The 15,680-nt window shown below is 68.2% G+C and carries 16 protein-coding genes; 2 read left to right on the forward strand and 14 right to left on the reverse strand.

The annotated features are described in order from the left end of the window. Window positions 1-36: 36 nt before the first annotated feature. Genes ccmE through ccsA form a run of 3 tightly spaced genes read right to left on the reverse strand, consistent with a single transcriptional unit; the run spans window position 37 to window position 1,347 of the window. A complete protein-coding gene (gene ccmE / locus IEY69_RS01390; protein WP_189071370.1) occupies window positions 37-519 on the reverse strand; it encodes a cytochrome c maturation protein CcmE in 483 nt (160 codons plus the stop codon). Continuing rightward, window positions 516-647 carry a hypothetical protein gene (locus tag IEY69_RS21905; RefSeq protein ID WP_268243843.1) on the reverse strand — a complete coding sequence of 44 codons (132 nt, stop codon included), beginning with the start codon at window positions 645-647 and terminating at the stop codon, window positions 516-518. The genes ccmE and IEY69_RS21905 overlap by 4 nt, the downstream gene beginning before the upstream one ends. Next, window positions 640-1,347: a cytochrome c biogenesis protein CcsA gene (gene ccsA / locus IEY69_RS01395; protein ID WP_189071371.1), complete on the reverse strand. Its 708-nt coding sequence runs from the start codon at window positions 1,345-1,347 to the stop codon at window positions 640-642. The genes IEY69_RS21905 and ccsA overlap by 8 nt, the downstream gene beginning before the upstream one ends. A 142-nt stretch (window positions 1,348-1,489) precedes the next feature. Between ccsA and IEY69_RS01400 the strand changes: the two genes are divergently transcribed. Continuing rightward, entirely contained in the window at window positions 1,490-2,191 is a 702-nt protein-coding gene (locus IEY69_RS01400; RefSeq protein WP_229783539.1) for a hypothetical protein, read from the forward strand. Window positions 2,192-2,258: 67 nt separating this feature from the next. Here IEY69_RS01400 and IEY69_RS01405 read toward each other — a convergent pair whose 3' ends face one another. Genes IEY69_RS01405 through IEY69_RS01415 form a run of 3 tightly spaced genes read right to left on the reverse strand, consistent with a single transcriptional unit; the run spans window position 2,259 to window position 4,302 of the window. Next, window positions 2,259-2,975: a heme exporter protein CcmB gene (locus tag IEY69_RS01405; RefSeq protein ID WP_229783540.1), complete on the reverse strand. Its 717-nt coding sequence runs from the start codon at window positions 2,973-2,975 to the stop codon at window positions 2,259-2,261. After that, a complete protein-coding gene (locus IEY69_RS01410) occupies window positions 2,972-3,628 on the reverse strand; it encodes an ABC transporter ATP-binding protein (RefSeq protein ID WP_189071373.1) in 657 nt (218 codons plus the stop codon). Before IEY69_RS01410 ends, IEY69_RS01405 begins: the two co-directional genes overlap by 4 nt. Beyond that, complete coding sequence (locus IEY69_RS01415; protein WP_189071374.1) at window positions 3,625-4,302, reverse strand: cytochrome c biogenesis CcdA family protein; 678 nt, start codon at window positions 4,300-4,302, stop codon at window positions 3,625-3,627. The genes IEY69_RS01410 and IEY69_RS01415 overlap by 4 nt, the downstream gene beginning before the upstream one ends. 82 nt (window positions 4,303-4,384) lie before the next feature. Between IEY69_RS01415 and IEY69_RS01420 the strand changes: the two genes are divergently transcribed. After that, entirely contained in the window at window positions 4,385-4,786 is a 402-nt protein-coding gene (locus IEY69_RS01420) for a hypothetical protein (RefSeq protein WP_189071375.1), read from the forward strand. Here IEY69_RS01420 and IEY69_RS01425 read toward each other — a convergent pair whose 3' ends face one another. The 8 genes from IEY69_RS01425 to IEY69_RS01460 form a co-directional block, all read right to left on the reverse strand. Beyond that, window positions 4,787-5,170, reverse strand: coding sequence for a penicillin-binding protein (locus IEY69_RS01425; RefSeq protein ID WP_189071376.1), 384 nt, complete (start codon window positions 5,168-5,170; stop codon window positions 4,787-4,789). Window positions 5,171-5,413: 243 nt separating this feature from the next. Continuing rightward, on the reverse strand, window positions 5,414-7,771 hold the full coding sequence (locus IEY69_RS01430) for a transglycosylase domain-containing protein (RefSeq protein WP_229783541.1): 2,358 nt from the start codon (window positions 7,769-7,771) through the stop codon (window positions 5,414-5,416). Window positions 7,772-7,796: 25 nt separating this feature from the next. Beyond that, window positions 7,797-8,183 carry a response regulator gene (locus tag IEY69_RS01435; protein ID WP_189072302.1) on the reverse strand — a complete coding sequence of 129 codons (387 nt, stop codon included), beginning with the start codon at window positions 8,181-8,183 and terminating at the stop codon, window positions 7,797-7,799. A 376-nt stretch (window positions 8,184-8,559) separates the two neighbouring features. Continuing rightward, the gene (locus IEY69_RS01440; RefSeq protein ID WP_189071377.1) at window positions 8,560-9,396 is read right to left on the reverse strand and encodes an immunity 49 family protein; all 837 of its coding nucleotides are present in this window, start codon (window positions 9,394-9,396) and stop codon (window positions 8,560-8,562) included. Window positions 9,397-9,893: 497 nt separating this feature from the next. After that, on the reverse strand, window positions 9,894-10,670 hold the full coding sequence (locus IEY69_RS01445; protein ID WP_189071378.1) for a hypothetical protein: 777 nt from the start codon (window positions 10,668-10,670) through the stop codon (window positions 9,894-9,896). Next, window positions 10,667-11,293, reverse strand: a complete 627-nt coding sequence (locus tag IEY69_RS01450; RefSeq protein WP_189071379.1) for a hypothetical protein — start codon at window positions 11,291-11,293, stop codon at window positions 10,667-10,669. Before IEY69_RS01450 ends, IEY69_RS01445 begins: the two co-directional genes overlap by 4 nt. Window positions 11,294-11,326: 33 nt before the next feature. Next, window positions 11,327-11,938 carry a hypothetical protein gene (locus tag IEY69_RS01455; RefSeq protein ID WP_189071380.1) on the reverse strand — a complete coding sequence of 204 codons (612 nt, stop codon included), beginning with the start codon at window positions 11,936-11,938 and terminating at the stop codon, window positions 11,327-11,329. After that, window positions 11,935-15,657, reverse strand: coding sequence for an AHH domain-containing protein (locus tag IEY69_RS01460; protein ID WP_189071381.1), 3,723 nt, complete (start codon window positions 15,655-15,657; stop codon window positions 11,935-11,937). The genes IEY69_RS01455 and IEY69_RS01460 overlap by 4 nt, the downstream gene beginning before the upstream one ends. Window positions 15,658-15,680 lie beyond the last annotated feature (23 nt).

Consider the following 15,680-nt stretch of genomic DNA (forward strand, 5'->3'; position numbering starts at 1 on the left):
CCCACCGCGCCGTGCGGGCGCGGTCCACCCCCGGCCTCAGTCGGCCGACTTGATCATGTCCTTCAGTTCGGCCTGCGTCTTCGGGACGTTGTACTCCTCGCTGTGCTTCACGACCAGATCCGTCGCGTGGAACGTGTTCCCCTGGAACTCGCCGCGCACCACGACCCCCTGGTTCTCCTTGAACAGGTCCGTCACCGCGCCCCGGTACTGCACGGGGTAGCTGACGCTGCCGTCCGTGACCGTGAAGCGCAGGTCCAGCGTCTGAGGTTCGTACTGCACGGCCTTCACCAGCCCCCCGATCCGCACCGGGCGGCCCTGCAGCTGCGCCTGCTGCTGCGCGTACTCGCTGGGCGTCACGAAGTACTCCAGCGACTTGTTCAGGTTCCCGAACGCGATGGTCGCCGTCAGGCCCACCAGCGCGGCCACGCCCAGCACGACCGGCAGTGGGCTGCGCTGACGCCGCCGCGCCTGTGGCAGCGGCGTTAGGGGCGTGGGGGATTCAGAACCGGGCACGCTCAACGGGGGGCCTCGCTGGCGTCCTCGCCCCGCACGGCCCGCAGCCGCACCCACATCCACGCCAGATACCCGATCAGGACGCTGAACGTCGCCAAGTACGAGAACAGCACGTACCAGAAGTACTTATCCACGGGCCACCTCCAGACCGGTCACGCCGGTCAGTTCGCGTTCCTCACGCGCCTCCTCACGGGCCGCCAGGATGCCGCGCAGGCGCAGCAGGAAGAAGTACAGCACCGTGAACGACGCCACGCTCAGCAGCAGCGTCGGCAGGTACACCGGCGCCGCGTCCCAGCGCACGCCACCCAGCAGCTTCAGCGTCTGCGTCTGGTGCACGCCGCGCCACCACTCCACCGCCATGTAGTTCACGGGCACGTACAGCGTCCCCACGATCCCCACCACCGCCGACACGCGCGCGCGGCGCTCGGGGTCGTCGATCAGCGACCGGATCAGCAGGTACCCGCCGTACACCACCAGACTCAGCGCCGTGGTCGTCAGCCGGGCGTCCCACACCCAGTACGTACCCCAGGTCGGTTTGGCCCACAGCATCCCGCCCACGATGGTCGCCAGCGTGAACAGCAGCCCGATCTCGCCGCTGGCCATCGCCAGCCGGTCCCAGTGACGGCGACGCTGAATCAGGTACAGCAGCCCGAACAGACCGGTGCCGCCGTACGCGAGGTAACTCAGCCACGCCTCGGGCACGTGCACGAACATCAGCCGCACCAGCGACCCCTGGTTCACGTCCAGCGGAGAGGTCAGGCTCAGGCCCAGCACCACCGCCAGACCCAGGAGGCTGGCCGCGCCCAGCACGGTCGTCGTGACGTCTCTTTTCATATCGCTCCCTATTGTGCCGTCAACGCCGGGCGGGGAACCGTGAGGCCCGCCGCGCAGCGGTCATTTCCGGCCCGCAGCATCGCGCCCCACGCATGAAACAGGCAAGTGCGAGTGTCCCCGCCGCAGTATGCTCGGGGTACCCATGACGCGAATCCTGCCCGCCGCGCTCCTCGCGCTCAGCGCCCTTCTGGCCGCCTGCGCCCCCGCCCAGACCGGCCCCCTGCCCGACCCCGCCACGTACCGCCCCGGCCCGGCGGACGTCGCCACCCTGCCCGACCTGGGACCGGTCGGCCGCTGGATGATCACCAGGACGCTGGAACCCGCCACCTGGCTGGGCGAACGGGTCAGCGGACGCACCCTGCGCGAACCCATCAACGTCCTGATCCTCGACCGGACCTCCACCACCCCCGAGGCGGCCACCGCCCGCCTGAACGCCGCCATGACCGCCGCCGGGTACGGCCCGAAGAACATGCACAGCGACGGCTACAGCGGCCAGCTCGGCGAGCGCCTCTACCCGCAGCTGCCCCCCAGTGGCAAGGGCCTCGCGTTCAGTGACGGCCCCTGGTACGTCAGCAACCACCACGGCCGCGTGTTCGGCCCCGCCCCCGTTCAGGGCGGCTACCTGTTCAGCGCCGCGTTCAGCCTGGAGGACATGCGCTGGCTCCCCAAACCCGGCCACACCTACAACAGTTTCAAGGCGACCCGCGAGGACCTCGCCACGCGCCTGAACGCCACCGGCCTGTACCGCCGCGCCCCGAACGTGGACCTCGGCAACCGCCTCGACACCCCCCAGGAGACCACCGGCGACCACGACGGACAGGCCGCGCTGCTCACCACCCCCTGACGACAGCGGGCAGAGGCCCCGGGATTGTTCCGCCGGGGCCTCTCTTGTCTTGCGGTCACACGGGAGGTCAGCCCTCGACGGCCGCCGGGAACAGCAGGGTCGCCAGGATGACCGTCCCCAGGTCGAACGCGGTCAGGAACGTCAGCCAGGTGCCGACCTCGGGACTCCAGCCGCCCTCCAGGAGCAGGCGGGTGGCCTGCACGGTCGCCAGGACCGCCGGGACCAGGATCGGGAAGGCCAGCGCGGGCAGCAGTGCCTCACGCGCGCGGAGGTTCACGGTGATGCTGCCGTAGAAGGTCGTGGCGGCCGCGAAGCCCAGCACGCCCAGTGTGGTCGTCAGCGCCAGCGCAGCCCACGGCAGGGCGCGGCCCGCCGCCGTGACCGCCTCGGACGCGCCGAACAGCACCAGACCCGTCGGCACGGTCACCGCCGCGACCAGCAGCAGGGGCGGCAGCACGCCCAGCAGCTTGCCCAGGTACAGCGCGCCGTGCGGCCCGGGGTACGCCAGCAACTGCTCCAGCGCCCCGGCCTCCTGCTCCTGCGCGAAGGCCCGCTGCGCGCCCACCGCCGCCGCGAGGGCCAGCGCCGTCCAGATCGCCCCGGCGGCCAGCGGCGCGCTCAGGCGGGCGTCGCGGGACACCACCCCGCCGCTCAGGGCGAAGCCCAGCACCAGCAGCACGATCCCCGCGAAGAACGCCGTGGCGAGCAAGGTGTCGCGCGTGCGGCCCGCCACGCGCAGATCCTTCGCGGCGACCGTCAGCACCTGCCTCAGCGCGCCCTTCACGCGGGCACCTCCTCGCGCAGCAGGCCGCCCGCGAGGCGCAGCGTGCGCGGCGCGACCACCTGCGCCAGCGCAGGCTCGTGTGCGGCGATCAGCAGCGAGCAGCCCTGCCCGCGCAACTCCAGCAGCAGCTCCTGCACCAGCGCCCGCCCCGCGTCGTCCAGATTCGCGAAGGGTTCGTCCACCAGCGTCACCGGGCGGGCCAGCAGGTGCGCGCGGGCCAGCGCCAGCCGCTTGCGCATCCCCGCCGACAGGAACCGCGCCCGGCGGGTGGCCGCGCCCTCCAGCCCCACGCGGCGCAGCGTGCCCGGCACGTCCCCGGCCCGCGCGTGCATCCGTAGCGCGAACTCCAGGTTCTCCGCCGCCGTCAGGTCCGGGTACAGCCCACCGTCCACCGGCATCAGGTGAATCGCGTCCCGCACCGCGCGGCTGTCACGCAGATCGAAGCCCAGCACCCGCCCCTCGCCGCGCGTGGGCCGCAGCCCGGCGCTCAGCAGGCGCAGCAGCGTGGTCTTCCCGGCCCCGTTCTCGCCCAGCAGCGTCACGCCCTGCCCGGCCGGGACGTCCAGCGTCACGCCACGCAGGATCACCTCGCGGCCCAGCCGCAGCCACACGTCCCGCAGCTGCACCGCGAACGCCGTGCGGGGTTCAGTCACAGGCGCAGCCACTCGGGCATGATCGAGAAGAAGAACGTCGCCAGCCGCGTGAACTGCCCCGTCAGCATCATCAGGCCCACCACGACCAGCAGCGCACCCCCCACCTTCTCGAACACCCCCGCGAAACGGTTCAGGCGGCGCAGGTTCACGCGGTGCCACAGCGCCGCCGCCAGCAGGAACGGCACGCTCAGGCCCAGCGTGTACGCCGCCAGCAGCGTCACGCCACTGCCCAGGCTGGCGCTGCTCGCCGCGAGACTCAGGACGCTGCCCAGCGTCGGCCCCAGGCACGGACTCCACCCGAACGCGAACGCCGCGCCCAGCGCCACCGGCCCGTACCCCCCGGCATTCGCCAGGGCGCGCGTATCCCGCATCAGGAACGGCAGCCGGATCAGGCCCAGCATCACCAGCCCGAAGAAGATGATCAGCGCCGCCGACACCTGCCCCAGCAGCGCCTTGTGCGGCGCGATCAGCGCGCCCAGGCTGCTGGCCGTCGCGCCCAGCGCGATGAACACCAGCCCGAACCCCAGGATGAACCCCAGCGCCCGCGACCACGGCTGCCGCTCACCGCCCAGCACGCCCAGGTAACTGGGCACCAGCGGCAGCACGCACGGACTCAGGAACGACACGAGCCCCGCCAGGAACGCCACGGTCAGGGAGGGGGATGCACTCGTCATGCCCGGCAGTCTAGCGGCACACGCTCAGGCCGCCTGTCCCGGTAGTGCGTCCGTTTGGCGGGAGATATGGCAGCCTGTTCATGTGCGGCGTCTTGCAACTCAACATCACCACACTTTGACCTTTTCGCCAGATGAACCTGTGCTTGCGATGGCTTTCGACCAATACACCCGCAGCTTTGCCGTCGGCGTAACGGCAGCATTCGTCGGTGATGACGTGATGCTTCTGGGCGTGCGACTTGAAATCAGTGGCTGGGCAGGTGTGACGCTACATGCCAACGATATTTCGACGGGCTATGTGACGGTCGAATGTCTCCCGGATGAACTCGCAGACATCTGCGAATATGAGATGACTGATGGGTCACTCCGGATAGCAGGTTTCACAAGACATGCGCATGGGTATGCGGACTTGATGTTCCAGACACCGCAGGTGACGGTGGAATATCACACGCAGCAGAAAATACAACGTCTTGATCATCCACCCTGATCACTCCAGCTTGCCGGTGAACGTGCCCTCCCAGGCGTTCATGATCCGGCCGTCCTGCACGAGCAGCACCGTCGGGTACGCCCCCACCCGCAGCCGCCGCGCGAAGAGGGTCGCTGCCTCGCCTGTCCAGGCCTGCACGCCCGCCGGCGCGGGGGAGGGGAACCCCTCGGCGTTCACGGCTCGCACCGGCAGGCCCGCCGCGAGGACTGCCGACCACAGGTCACCCAGGTCACCGCAGTCGTGGCTGTACACGACCACCACCTCCTGAGCCGCCGCCTTCCACGGGTGCTGAGGCAGCAGTTCCCCCAGCCTCACCCGTGCCTCGGCGGTCGAGAGGCCCAGGGTCAGGAGCAGGGTCAGCAGGGGAGCGCGGCGCAACCTCATATGGCCTCCGATTGGATGGTTTGCGAGAACCATTCAATCCGAGCGGACGCGAGTTGGAGCGGAACGGGTTCCGGGCGTGGAGTTGATAACCCGGTGAGGTTCCGGCTTGTGAACGGAACAGACGGAATCCGCATCATGCCTGCCATGATGCCCCGCCGTTCCCGCACCTGCATGACGGAGTGGTGAGTGGGTACTCAATGGCGAACGCGCCCCCTGCAACTGGAGGCGCGTGGGACGGGATCGTTACGGTGCGCTGGCGGGCGGAACGGACTGCGTCGAGCCGGTCACGCCCTTGGCGGCCTTCACGGCCTCCGGGTCTGGCTGCTCGTCCCGCAGCGGCGCGGGGCTCTCGTCCGGCGCGTACCCGGGCAGGTCCTCCAGTTGCACGCGGCGCTGCACGATGTTCTGCGGCGGCGTGAACTCGGTCGCGAGGCGGTTGGTGGTGCGGTCCAGGCTGACCAGCAGCGAGTCCGGATCGTTCCCAGGGCGGTAGGTCGTCTCGCGGTACAGCGTGGGGGGTGGTGCGTCGGTTTGCACCTCCGTGTTCGCCGCGTCGCGGTAGTTGGGGTCCAGCACCGCCAGTTTCACGTCCGGGAGGAACTGCTGATCGGGGGCGTCCACGTACTGGATGCCGGGCGGTTCGCTGAACTGCCGCAGCGCCTGCCCCTGATGCGCGAGTTCCATCATGCGCCGCCAGATCGGGGCGTTCACGTACCCGGAGTAGTAGTAGATCGGCATGTCCCCACCCTGCTGCCGGCCCACCCACACCGATCCGGTGTACAGCGGCGTGGTACCCACGAACCAGAAGTCCTTCGGGCCGTTACTCGTGCCGGTCTTCCCAGCGACCGGCCACTCCCCGAATTTCGCGCGGCTGGCCAGGCCACCCTGACGTTCGTTCAGGTCGTTCACGACCCCGCGAATCATGTCCAGGCCCAGCCACGCCACCTGCGGTGTCCACACGCGTTTGCCCTGGACGGGCTGGCTGTTCACGTCGAACAGTACGGACCCGCGCGCGTCGGTCACGCGGGTGATGTACCGGGGCAGCCGGTACAGGCCGCCGTTCACGAACGGCGCGTACGCGGCCGCCATCTTCACCGGGGTCGTCTCGACGGCGCCCAGCGCAGCGGCCAGTCCGGTCCCGTCGTTCGTCTGCAGACCCAGCTCGCGGATCTTCCCGAAGAACGTCTGCAGGCCGATCCGGTCCGCCAGCCGCACCGTCACGAGGTTCAGCGAGCGGTCCAGCGCCTCGCGGATCGTCATGTCGCGGTACGTGGTGGCCCCCTCGAAGTTCTTCGGTTCGTACACGCCGTTCTTGCAGCCCGTGCAAGGGAAGGAGACTGGACGGTCCTCCTCACGGTGCGACTGGTCCAGACCGGTCGACAGGGCCGTCGTGTACAGCAGCGGCTTGATGGTCGACCCGATCTGCCGCTGCCCCTGCGCCGCGTTGTTCCACGCGGCCGGGGGTTCGCTGCCGCGCAGTTTCTGCCCGATCATGCCCAGCACCTCACCCGTGTAGGGATTCAGGATGGTCGCCGCGAGCGTCGCGCCCGGCGGGAGGCCCGTCGCCTCGCGGCTCGCGGTCTCCACCGCCGACTGCAGTTTCGGGTCCAGCGTCGTGTACACCCGCAGGCCGCCCGAACCGTACACCACCTCGCGCCCGAAGCGCCGCACAAGCTCCTGCTCGACCTGCTGCGTGAAGTGCGGCGCGCGCGTCGTGACGACCGCCTTGAGTTCCTTCGCGCTCCGGTCCACCAGTTTCGCGGTCTTCACGTTCCCGCCCGCGTCGTACGTGACCTGCCAGCCGCGCGGCTGGAGTTTCTCCTGCCACGCCGCGTCCATCTGCGCCTGCGTGATCCATCCGTCCTCGACCATGCGCGCCAGCAGCACCCGCATCAGCGGCCGCACCTCCGCGTAGTTGAAGTACCGGCCCGCGTTGGGCACCAGCACCGTCAGGTACGCCGCCTGCGCCAGCGTCAGGTCCTTCGGCGTCGTGCGGAAGTACGCCTGCGCCGCCGAGTAGATCCCGTACAGCTCCACCGGCCCGCCGTCCCCCCAGTAGATGGTGTTCAGGTACGTCTGGAGGATCTCCGCCTTCGTGAAGGACCGCTCGACCTGCACGCTCAGGATCCACTCCTTGAACTTGCGGTCCGGCGTGCGCGCCTGCTGGTACTCCTCGAGCAGCAGCGTGTTCTTCACCAGCTGGTTCGTCAGGGTACTGCCGCCCTGCACGCTGTCGCCCCGCGCCACGCGCTGCACCTGCCGCCCCAACCCGTACGGATCCAGGCCGTAATGCTCGAAGAAGCGCCGGTCCTCGTTGCTGATCAGCGCGCCCACCATGAACGGATTGATCTCGCCCAGGGTCACGATCGTGCGGCTGATCGCCTGATCCCCCACCTTCGGGATCAGGCTGCCCAGCGGCGCCCCGTCGCGCGCGTAGATCCGCGTCTCGGACCCCAGCGAACGCGTCAGGTTGTCCAGTTCGCGGTAATCGGGCAGTTCACGCCCCCACTTCAGGGCGTACGTGGTCACGACGCCCGCCCCGGCCAGCAGGGCCGCCAGCAGGAACGACGTCAGGAACTTCAGGAAACGCAGGAAGATCACGCCCGCCCCCGATTCTGCGCGCTCCTCAACGGCGTCGCGCCTCGATCAGCTGATTCACGCGTCCGCGCAGGTTCTTGCCGGACAGCGGCTTGTACACGATGTCGTCCGCGCCCACCAGTTTCGCGTGATCCCGCGTCTGATCGTCGTCAAAACCCGTCAGCAGCAGCACCGGCGAGTCCCGCAGCCGCTTGATGCGCTTGACACGCGAGCAGATCTCGAAGCCGTCCATGAACGGCATCTTCACGTCCAGCAGCATCGCGTCCGGGGTGTGATCCTTCAGGTACTCCAGCGCCAGCTTGCCGTCCGGCACCGCCACAATGTCGTGCCCGTCCGCCGACAGAATGACCTCCAGCATGGTCCGGATGGCCGGTTCGTCGTCTGCGACGAGAATGGTATACGCCATGCCGCCCATCATAGAGCAGGGCGGCCCCCCACACGCCGTGCCCTGGCTCCCTGTTCGGAAACCGGCCGGAGCACAGGCTCCACGCCTGGAAGCAAGTCACTTGAATTCCGTATCACAGCAGAATTCAGGCGTCTTGAAGGGCACCTTCATCACTCCTGAACGAGCGCACTCGAAGAGCTGCGCCGCAGAGCGAGCACCTGACAACATCAGCGGTTGGAAGTGGAATCGAAGGGCATGGAGTTGGCCCTTCAATGGAACCGAAGACTGCTGTCAGACGAACCGCCGCCTGTTTCGTTCACCGACCGGAGCACCACCGATCTGTCCACCCCACGCCCGGCACCCACTTCTCACTGCCCGCGCTGCCGCGCCGCGCTCCGAGTCCGGCTCAGATGAGTTCCAGCGGCAGGAACGGCGACCGGACGGTGATCGTCATACCGCGCCATTTCGTCAGGGCGCACAGGCCCAGCAGCGGCAGGCTGATCCAACCGTTCGGATCGTCTTGCAGGTCTTCAGTGCGCTCGTAGTACCGCTGATGACTCTTCAGTCCGTACGCGACGTCTCGGTTCAACCCGGCCTCATCGCCCAGGTGAATCTGCGTCAGCACCGCGATTTCCGACCCGGCCAGTTCCGTGCGGATCAGCATATCCTCGTGCTCCTCACCGTCCCAGGGGGTCTCCACGCTGTTCCACGCCTCATGAATCAATCGCAGGGCGTCAGGCGAGCCCTCGTACACGGCGCGCAGCGCAGCCATCTGCTCGTACCGGTAAGGCGGTGACCAGGTGCTCGACGCCCGAAGCGTGCTGGTGTAGTCACGCAGGAGGACGTTGTCGATGACGACCGCGTTGCGCCACAGCAGATTCAGGTAGAACGCCCGGAGCCACCGGCCGGTGTGCGCGGTGCTGTTCGGGCCAGTGGTGGGGCGCACGACACTGTCGTGCAGGATCATCTCCAGTTCCTTCTCGCCTTTTGGGAACAGGGCGAGGTACACGATGAACGCGTCGAGATTCCCAGCCAGGGCCAGCATCTGCCCCGCCTCGTTTAACCCATCAGGCCCAGACAGCATCAGCTTGACGCCCAGCTCATAGGTCACGGATGACAGGAGTGAGAGCTGGATGGTTCCTTCCAGGCGGGGCAGGGCCCCGCGTACGTGTTCACGCCCCCACTCGATATCCTCCTGAAGTCTTTCCAGAAGGATGGGGTGAATCAGAGGATGCGGCTTCATAGACCTCATTACAGTATGAACTCTCTGACAATCTTGAGCACTCGCTGTCCGGGTCACGTCACATCTGGCACTGATTGAAAGAACTGCGTGCAAGGCAGGGTCTCTCGATGCGTCGTTGCGTCTCAAGTAGCGCACCAGAACTCTGCCCATTCGACTTTATGTGAAGCGATAGGCTGTACACACGCTTCAAGAACATCCACTCTGCTTCGCCGCTGACAGTGGTCTCCCGAGGCATTGAGACATTCCCTCATGGCCTCGGAAACGAGCCGAGCCGGCAACCGTCGACACCAGCAGTTGGAAGTGGAGTTGAAGGGCGTGCCGTTGGCCCTTCAATGGAGCTGGAAACCGCTGTCAGGCCACTGCCGCTCAAGCGCGGACGGAATTGGGCGGTCGTTGAGAATCTCCCCACGTCCATCCAGGGGATATCGGTCAGTTGGTGGTGACGGGCCTCGGCGATGTGTGCGGGACTCTCTATCTTCGCAGCTCCTGACCGCGTCTCAGGGGAGGTGCGCTTTGACCTGCGCCCACCGCGCGCCGGGGCGACGCAACAGTCGGCGCGAGTAGTCGCCCAGGAGACCCAGATCGCTCAGGTACCCGTTGAACGCCTGTTTCTGCGCGGCCAGCAGCTCCAAAGGAGCGTTCCAGGGTTCGTCCGTCAGGTCGACTTCCAGGCCTCCCCAGTCCGTCGTCCTGACCACGAGGTCCAGTGCCGTGAGGGCCGCTGGATCCAGTTGAGCCGCAAATGGGGGGCCGAACCAGGACCGCACGGCGGCGCTGTCCGGCCCATTGTTGTGCAGGTCAAGGCCACCGGTGTTGAGCATCGCGTTGAAGCGCCTTGCTTCCTCAGTCGTGTCGGTCCAGGGGAACCCGATACCGCCGAACAGGGGCCGCGTGACGCTCGCCATTCGGGATGCCAGCGTCCCCAGTTGCGCCCGCCGGTGCAGTTCCACGTTCTCAAAGCGAATCGCGCAACTGTTGTACATCAGGCCTTCACTCACGAAACCGGGGGAGAACGTCGACGCCGGGGCTGCGGCGCGGTAGAAGATGGGCATGAGCAGTCCTGGCGTCTCCAGCACGTACTGACGCAGGAACTGAGGGTCGTACGGCACCCGGTAGTACCGATGCGCGGGTTCATCAGAGAAGCTCATGGTCTCGGGCGCGAGATCAAGGGCCTCCAGCCAGTCGAGGATCGTACCCAGATGAGCCGCAGACGTGGCGTGATCCCGGGACAGGTACGGGGTGAGGAACTGACGGATGCGGAAATTCGCCGTCACGCCCCCTCCCTGCCCAGAAGGTGCGGTTGAACCTCGCGACTCCCAAACGCGAACCAGTCTCCGGACTCCGGATGGCGACGGAGTACCACCACGTTTTCCGCCGTGAGTTCATCTGCGGCAAAGGACTTGCTGGGCCGTACGTCGGGTGACGCGCTGGACAGGACGACCAACAGTGTCTTCCCGTCGAGGAGGGCGCCCTTGAACTCGACCTTGAGCTGCCGGGTGCGGTGCTGAACGTCCGCTTCGCCGCTGAAACAATTGATGTCCGCCCAGACCGTATCGTAGACGGCGTCCGGACGCACCGTCACGCTCTGTCCGTCCATGGTGGCGGTGTACACCACGGGCGTCCGGGAATTCCCCGCACGATCCGTGGCGTCGTCGTTGTTTTCCATCCCGGCGTCGTCGATGGCAGCGTTCTCCTCGGCCAGACCGCGCAACTGCTTGGCGTGGTCCCGCTGCATCTGCGGCAGCCGGTCGTCGTACGACTCGGCGCTGTGCCCCCCACTGGTCTTGCTCAGCTGATAACGCTCGTACCGGATCGCCCGGACGTCGGTGGGGCTGGCCGCGTCAATCCGCGTGCGAAACCGGCTGTACTCGTCGGGCGAGAGATGTGGAAAGGACAACACATATGCGGCCGTCATCCCAGCTACTGCCGGTCAGAGCGGACGGAATTGGTTGGTCGCTGAGAATGCCCCCGCGTCCATCCAGGCGATATTGGTTAGTCGGCGGTGCCGGGCCTCGGCCAGAAAAGCTGGTGTGGCGAAGGTCGGGTGGTGAGGCGATACGCTGAGCCGGAAGAGCGGTGGTACCGATGCGGGCAGCTTCAGGCTGTAGTGCTGAACAGCTGAGATGACGTTCTCACCGCGGTAATTCGTCCGGGTGGTGAAGTCGGAACGGGCCGCGTCGAAATAGTCTTTGGGAGCGCCCAACTGTAGAACAACGTAAGGCCGCGCCTGGACGGGCACGCCGCGCCGCTCGAAAGTAACGGGGTACAGGGTTGGCGCGTCAGGGGCAAGGTCACGCACCGTCTCAGCAAACGTCTGGGACACGATCAGCAGGTTGGGCATGGTGGCGTGCTGGAGCCAGTCCAGGTGATCGAAGCGGTCATTCCAGATTTCAAACTGGAAGGCCTGGATACCAAGTGGCTGGCCCTGATCGTAGGCTTGAAGGTCAATGGTGAACTCGGAGGTGTTGGTGACGTCCCCTCTGAGCGCCGGGTCAGTCCAGTGCTCGTTGGAATTGGGGGCGATAATTTTGATGTCGGTCATCGAATGCGTCCCTTCTTGCCGGCCGTGTTCTCAGTGGTCATGGGAATATTGCCGTCAACAATGCGTTGCTTGAGCATCGCCTCAATTGAAGTCATTTCATGTTGCAGGGCCGCGCGGATCTCGGCGATGCGTGGGTGATCGGGAGTCCAGCTCTGTATCGGGCCGAAATCGGCTACCAGAGTGCTCTGTGATGTTTGGAGCGCTGGAATCACGACCTCCGCGTCGTACTGGTTGTGATGAGACCAGTGCCCGACCTCCTGACCGTCGAGCAGGCGGTAGAGCCTCTCCATGGGCATCTCGTGGTAGTTGGTCATACGATCAGGACTGTACTGGATCAGTTCCATCGCTTTGACGCACAGGGAGTTCGATGTACTGACCTTGTCGGGAATGAGGTGGTGCAAGGTGTGACCGTCCCGACCGAAATCAATGTCGGGCCGTGCGCCGGGATCAAGCTGGTACTTCTGAATGTAGTCATAGGTGATGCGGTTGCTGGGATTGACCTGAACGGTGCCGTCCGGGCGGACGAGAAGGATGGCAGACTTCATATCGTAGGTGCCGTCCGAGTTGAGGCGGCCGATCACCTTGCGTCCACCCTCAACCTCAAACGTGACGTACCGGTCTGGGAGCACGGAGGCGTCAAATGGCTTGCCAAGCAACCCCTCGATTTCCGCGTGGTTGTCGTACAGCTTCTTCCGACCCTCGATGACGCTGTCGTCAATGATCGTGTGACCATCTGCCCTCTGCGCCGCCTGCTGATAATCCTGCGAGAGGCGCTGCAGGTCATGGGCTTCTTGCAGGAGGCGCTGGCGCTGCGGTGAGGACTTGGGCAGACGATCGGCCTCCTGGAACCGCCAGTGGGCCATGTCCTGATGCTTGGCGGCCTCCACGCCCAGTTCCCATTGGCGGGTGCCAGGCCGGACGGCCGTATCGGCGCCGAGCAGCCCTTTGACCTTCTGTGTCAGGCGGCTGACCGGGCTGTTCTCCTGCCGGGCCTGTCTGGCGTACTGATCGTGGACGGCTGCGTCTTGCGGGGTGGCGTTCGGGCTGAGTTCAACTTTCGTTCGGCCTTCGGTATGTCCGGAGATGCGTCCAGGCGTTTCAGTCGGGAGCTCAGGATTCATGCGGGTGGGGACGGTGCCATGCGGGTTGCCGGTGACGTTGTTCACCCGGTCGCCTGCGGTGAGGCCCACGCGTTCCCCGGCGGCGTGGGCGCGGTTCTGGATCTGTCCGGCGCGGCCCGGCAGGCGGGTGGCGGCGGCGCCGACGCCGGTGCCGATGGCCATCATCATCAGCGTTTCGGGGTTGCTGAGGTTCTTCAGGGCGTCGCCGAGGGACGCGCCGTTCATGACGTCGCCCAGCACGTTGCCGCCCAGGTCGAAGGTGGTGCCGACCGCGAACGTCCCGGCTTTCTGCGTCAGGCCGCTGCCGAGCAGACCCGCTGCGCCCATCTTCCCGGCGATCAGGCCGCCCGCGCCGCCCAGGGCGCCCCCGACCGCGCCGATCAGGGCGGCCTTGCCGACCCCGTCAAAGAGGCTCTTCTGGAACCTGGCGTCCAGGCCGATGTTGTCGACGGCATTGTTCGCCATCTGGATGACGGCGCCGCTGGCCGCGCCGACCAGCGCGCCGCCCACAACCGCCCCGACCGCTCCGGCAGCGGCACCGGCGCCCAGCGCGCCGGCCATGGCGCCGACCGCGCCGATCACGGCGGGCCCGGCGACGACTGCCACGACGATGATCACGGCGATCATCAGGGCGATCTTCACCCAGCCCTTCCAGCGGGGTTGCACCTGCGCGGCGGCCTTCTCGGCGTTCTCGCGGATGGCGGCGTCCTCCTGCGGGAAGTTGCCGCGCAGCCCCTCGCGCAGTGGGGGGAGCGTGGCGCGCAGTTCCTCCGGCAGGCCCTTCAGGGCCTTGGCGTACAGGGTTTCCAGGCCGCGTTCCAGGGCGTCCAGGGTGCGGGTGGTCTGCTGCGCGTCCTGCTGCGTGCCGCGCGCGTGCGCCTGCGTGAGCGTGCGGAACGTGGTCAGGGCCTGCGTCAGGAGCCCCTGCGCGCCCTGGTCGAACCCGCCCGCCTGCGCGCCCGCCTGCGTGACCCCGGCGCGCGCCACGCCCCCCAGCGCCTGCCCGGCCTGCGCCGCGCCGCGACTGAGGGACGCGGTGACCTGCGTGGTGCCCTGCCGGGCGGCCAGCTGCGCGCGCCGCACGCCGCTCACGATGCCCGCCTGCGCGCGGTTGAGGGTCACGGCCAGTTCCTTCGGGTTCGGCGCCGGCGCGCGGCGTACCTGCGCGTCGAACGCATGCAACTGCCGCTCCAGGCTGCCCGCGAGGGCCGTGACGTTCCGCCCGATGGAGGTGGTCGCCTGCTTCGCCTGCGTGTTCAGTCCGGCGCGCTGCGCGGCCGCCTGCGCCGTGATGGCCGCCAGCTGCGCGCCCTGCACGCCGTCCAGCCCCCGCAGGGTCGAGGTCAGCTGGGCCTGCAGGGCGGCACTCAGGCCCGCGTAGGCCTGCGTGGCCTGCGCCCGCGCCTGCGTCTCCCGCACCGTGAGGCGGCGCGTGCTGGCCGTCAGGTGCTCACGCAGCAGCCGCTCGGTGTCCCGCAGGGCCAGGTCGATGTTCTTCAGGTCCTTTTCCAGCCCGCCGCCCGGGCCGGTCAGGTGCTGCGCTTCCTCCTGCGCCTGCTCGCGGAAGCCCGGTGCGTACGCCGCGCCCACGTCCCGCGCTGCGCCCGCGCGGGCCTTCCAGCGGTTGTCGGTCAGGGGCCCGTCCAGCAGGCTGTCGTCCTGCCCGGTCACGTGCGACTCGTACGCGGCGGCCTGCGCCTCGGCCCGCGACTGGGCTTCCGCACCGACCTCATCCCCGGCCGCCAGGTACATGGGTGTCACGCGCGCGTACTCGGCCTGCACGGCCTGCTTCTGAGTGGTCGCGTCCGTGCGCGCGGCCTGCAGGGACTGGTCGTACGATGCCTGCACGGCCTTCTGAGCCTGCTGCGTCGCCTGGGGCAGCGCGGCCAGGGCGGCCGCCCGCCGGGCGGTCAGGCCCGCGCGCGCGGCCGCAGCGCGACTCAGCACGCGCGCCTTCTGCGCCGCCACCCCGGCCCGCAGGACGCGCCCCTGCGCGCTGGCAGCGGCGCTGACCTGCGCCCCGGCCCGCGCGGCCTGGACCTGCACGGCCCGCGTGGCCTGCTGGCCCTGCGCGCGCACGGCCCTTACCTGCTGCGCGCCGCGCTTCACGAATCCCCGGGCCAGCGCGCTCGACGCGCGCCGCTGCGCCGCGAGTTTCTTCTGCACGTGCGCGTACGGCACGCCCGCCGCCCGCACCCGTTCCCGGCTGACCGGCAGCGCCGCGAACTGCGTGCCCTGCGGCACGCGCGCCTGGGTGGTCACGGCGCGCGGGGCGGGCAGGACGTTCAGCGCTGCGGTGGGGGCGACGCGCACCTCGCGCGGTGCGGGCCGCCTGGCCTCCGGCACCGAGACCTTCGGGACCGACACCTTCACGTCCGGACGTGGGGACGCGGGGGGCTTGAGCAGCCGGGTCGCCTGCTGCTGCGCCGCCGCGAACGCCTGCACGTGCCCGCCCAGCGCGCGGCCCGCACGGCGGTGGACCGTCCGGCGGGCCTGCACCGCCACCTGCGGCGGCCGCGCGGGCGGCAGCTTCGGCTCGGGCTTCGCCGATCCTGCCTGAGCCGCCCCCGGGGGGGCCTGCTTGCGTTCCTTGAACATGCCGATACTGTACCCGCCCAGCT

The organism is Deinococcus sedimenti (assembly GCF_014648135.1).
GTDB classification, from domain to species: domain Bacteria; phylum Deinococcota; class Deinococci; order Deinococcales; family Deinococcaceae; genus Deinococcus; species Deinococcus sedimenti.

Excerpts from the sequence above, each read along its gene's own strand:
- IEY69_RS01440 (WP_189071377.1), bottom strand. The coding sequence starts at position 9,396 with ATGAAGCCGCATCCTCTGATTCACCCCATCCTTCTGGAAAGACTTCAG.
- IEY69_RS01425 (WP_189071376.1), bottom strand. The coding sequence starts at position 5,170 with ATGAGGTTGCGCCGCGCTCCCCTGCTGACCCTGCTCCTGACCCTGGGC.
- IEY69_RS01400 (WP_229783539.1), top strand. The coding sequence starts at position 1,490 with ATGACGCGAATCCTGCCCGCCGCGCTCCTCGCGCTCAGCGCCCTTCTG.
- IEY69_RS01415 (WP_189071374.1), bottom strand. The coding sequence starts at position 4,302 with ATGACGAGTGCATCCCCCTCCCTGACCGTGGCGTTCCTGGCGGGGCTC.
- IEY69_RS01435 (WP_189072302.1), bottom strand. The coding sequence starts at position 8,183 with ATGGGCGGCATGGCGTATACCATTCTCGTCGCAGACGACGAACCGGCC.
- IEY69_RS01455 (WP_189071380.1), bottom strand. The coding sequence starts at position 11,938 with ATGACCGACATCAAAATTATCGCCCCCAATTCCAACGAGCACTGGACT.
- ccsA (WP_189071371.1), bottom strand. The coding sequence starts at position 1,347 with ATGAAAAGAGACGTCACGACGACCGTGCTGGGCGCGGCCAGCCTCCTG.
- IEY69_RS01460 (WP_189071381.1), bottom strand. The coding sequence starts at position 15,657 with ATGTTCAAGGAACGCAAGCAGGCCCCCCCGGGGGCGGCTCAGGCAGGA.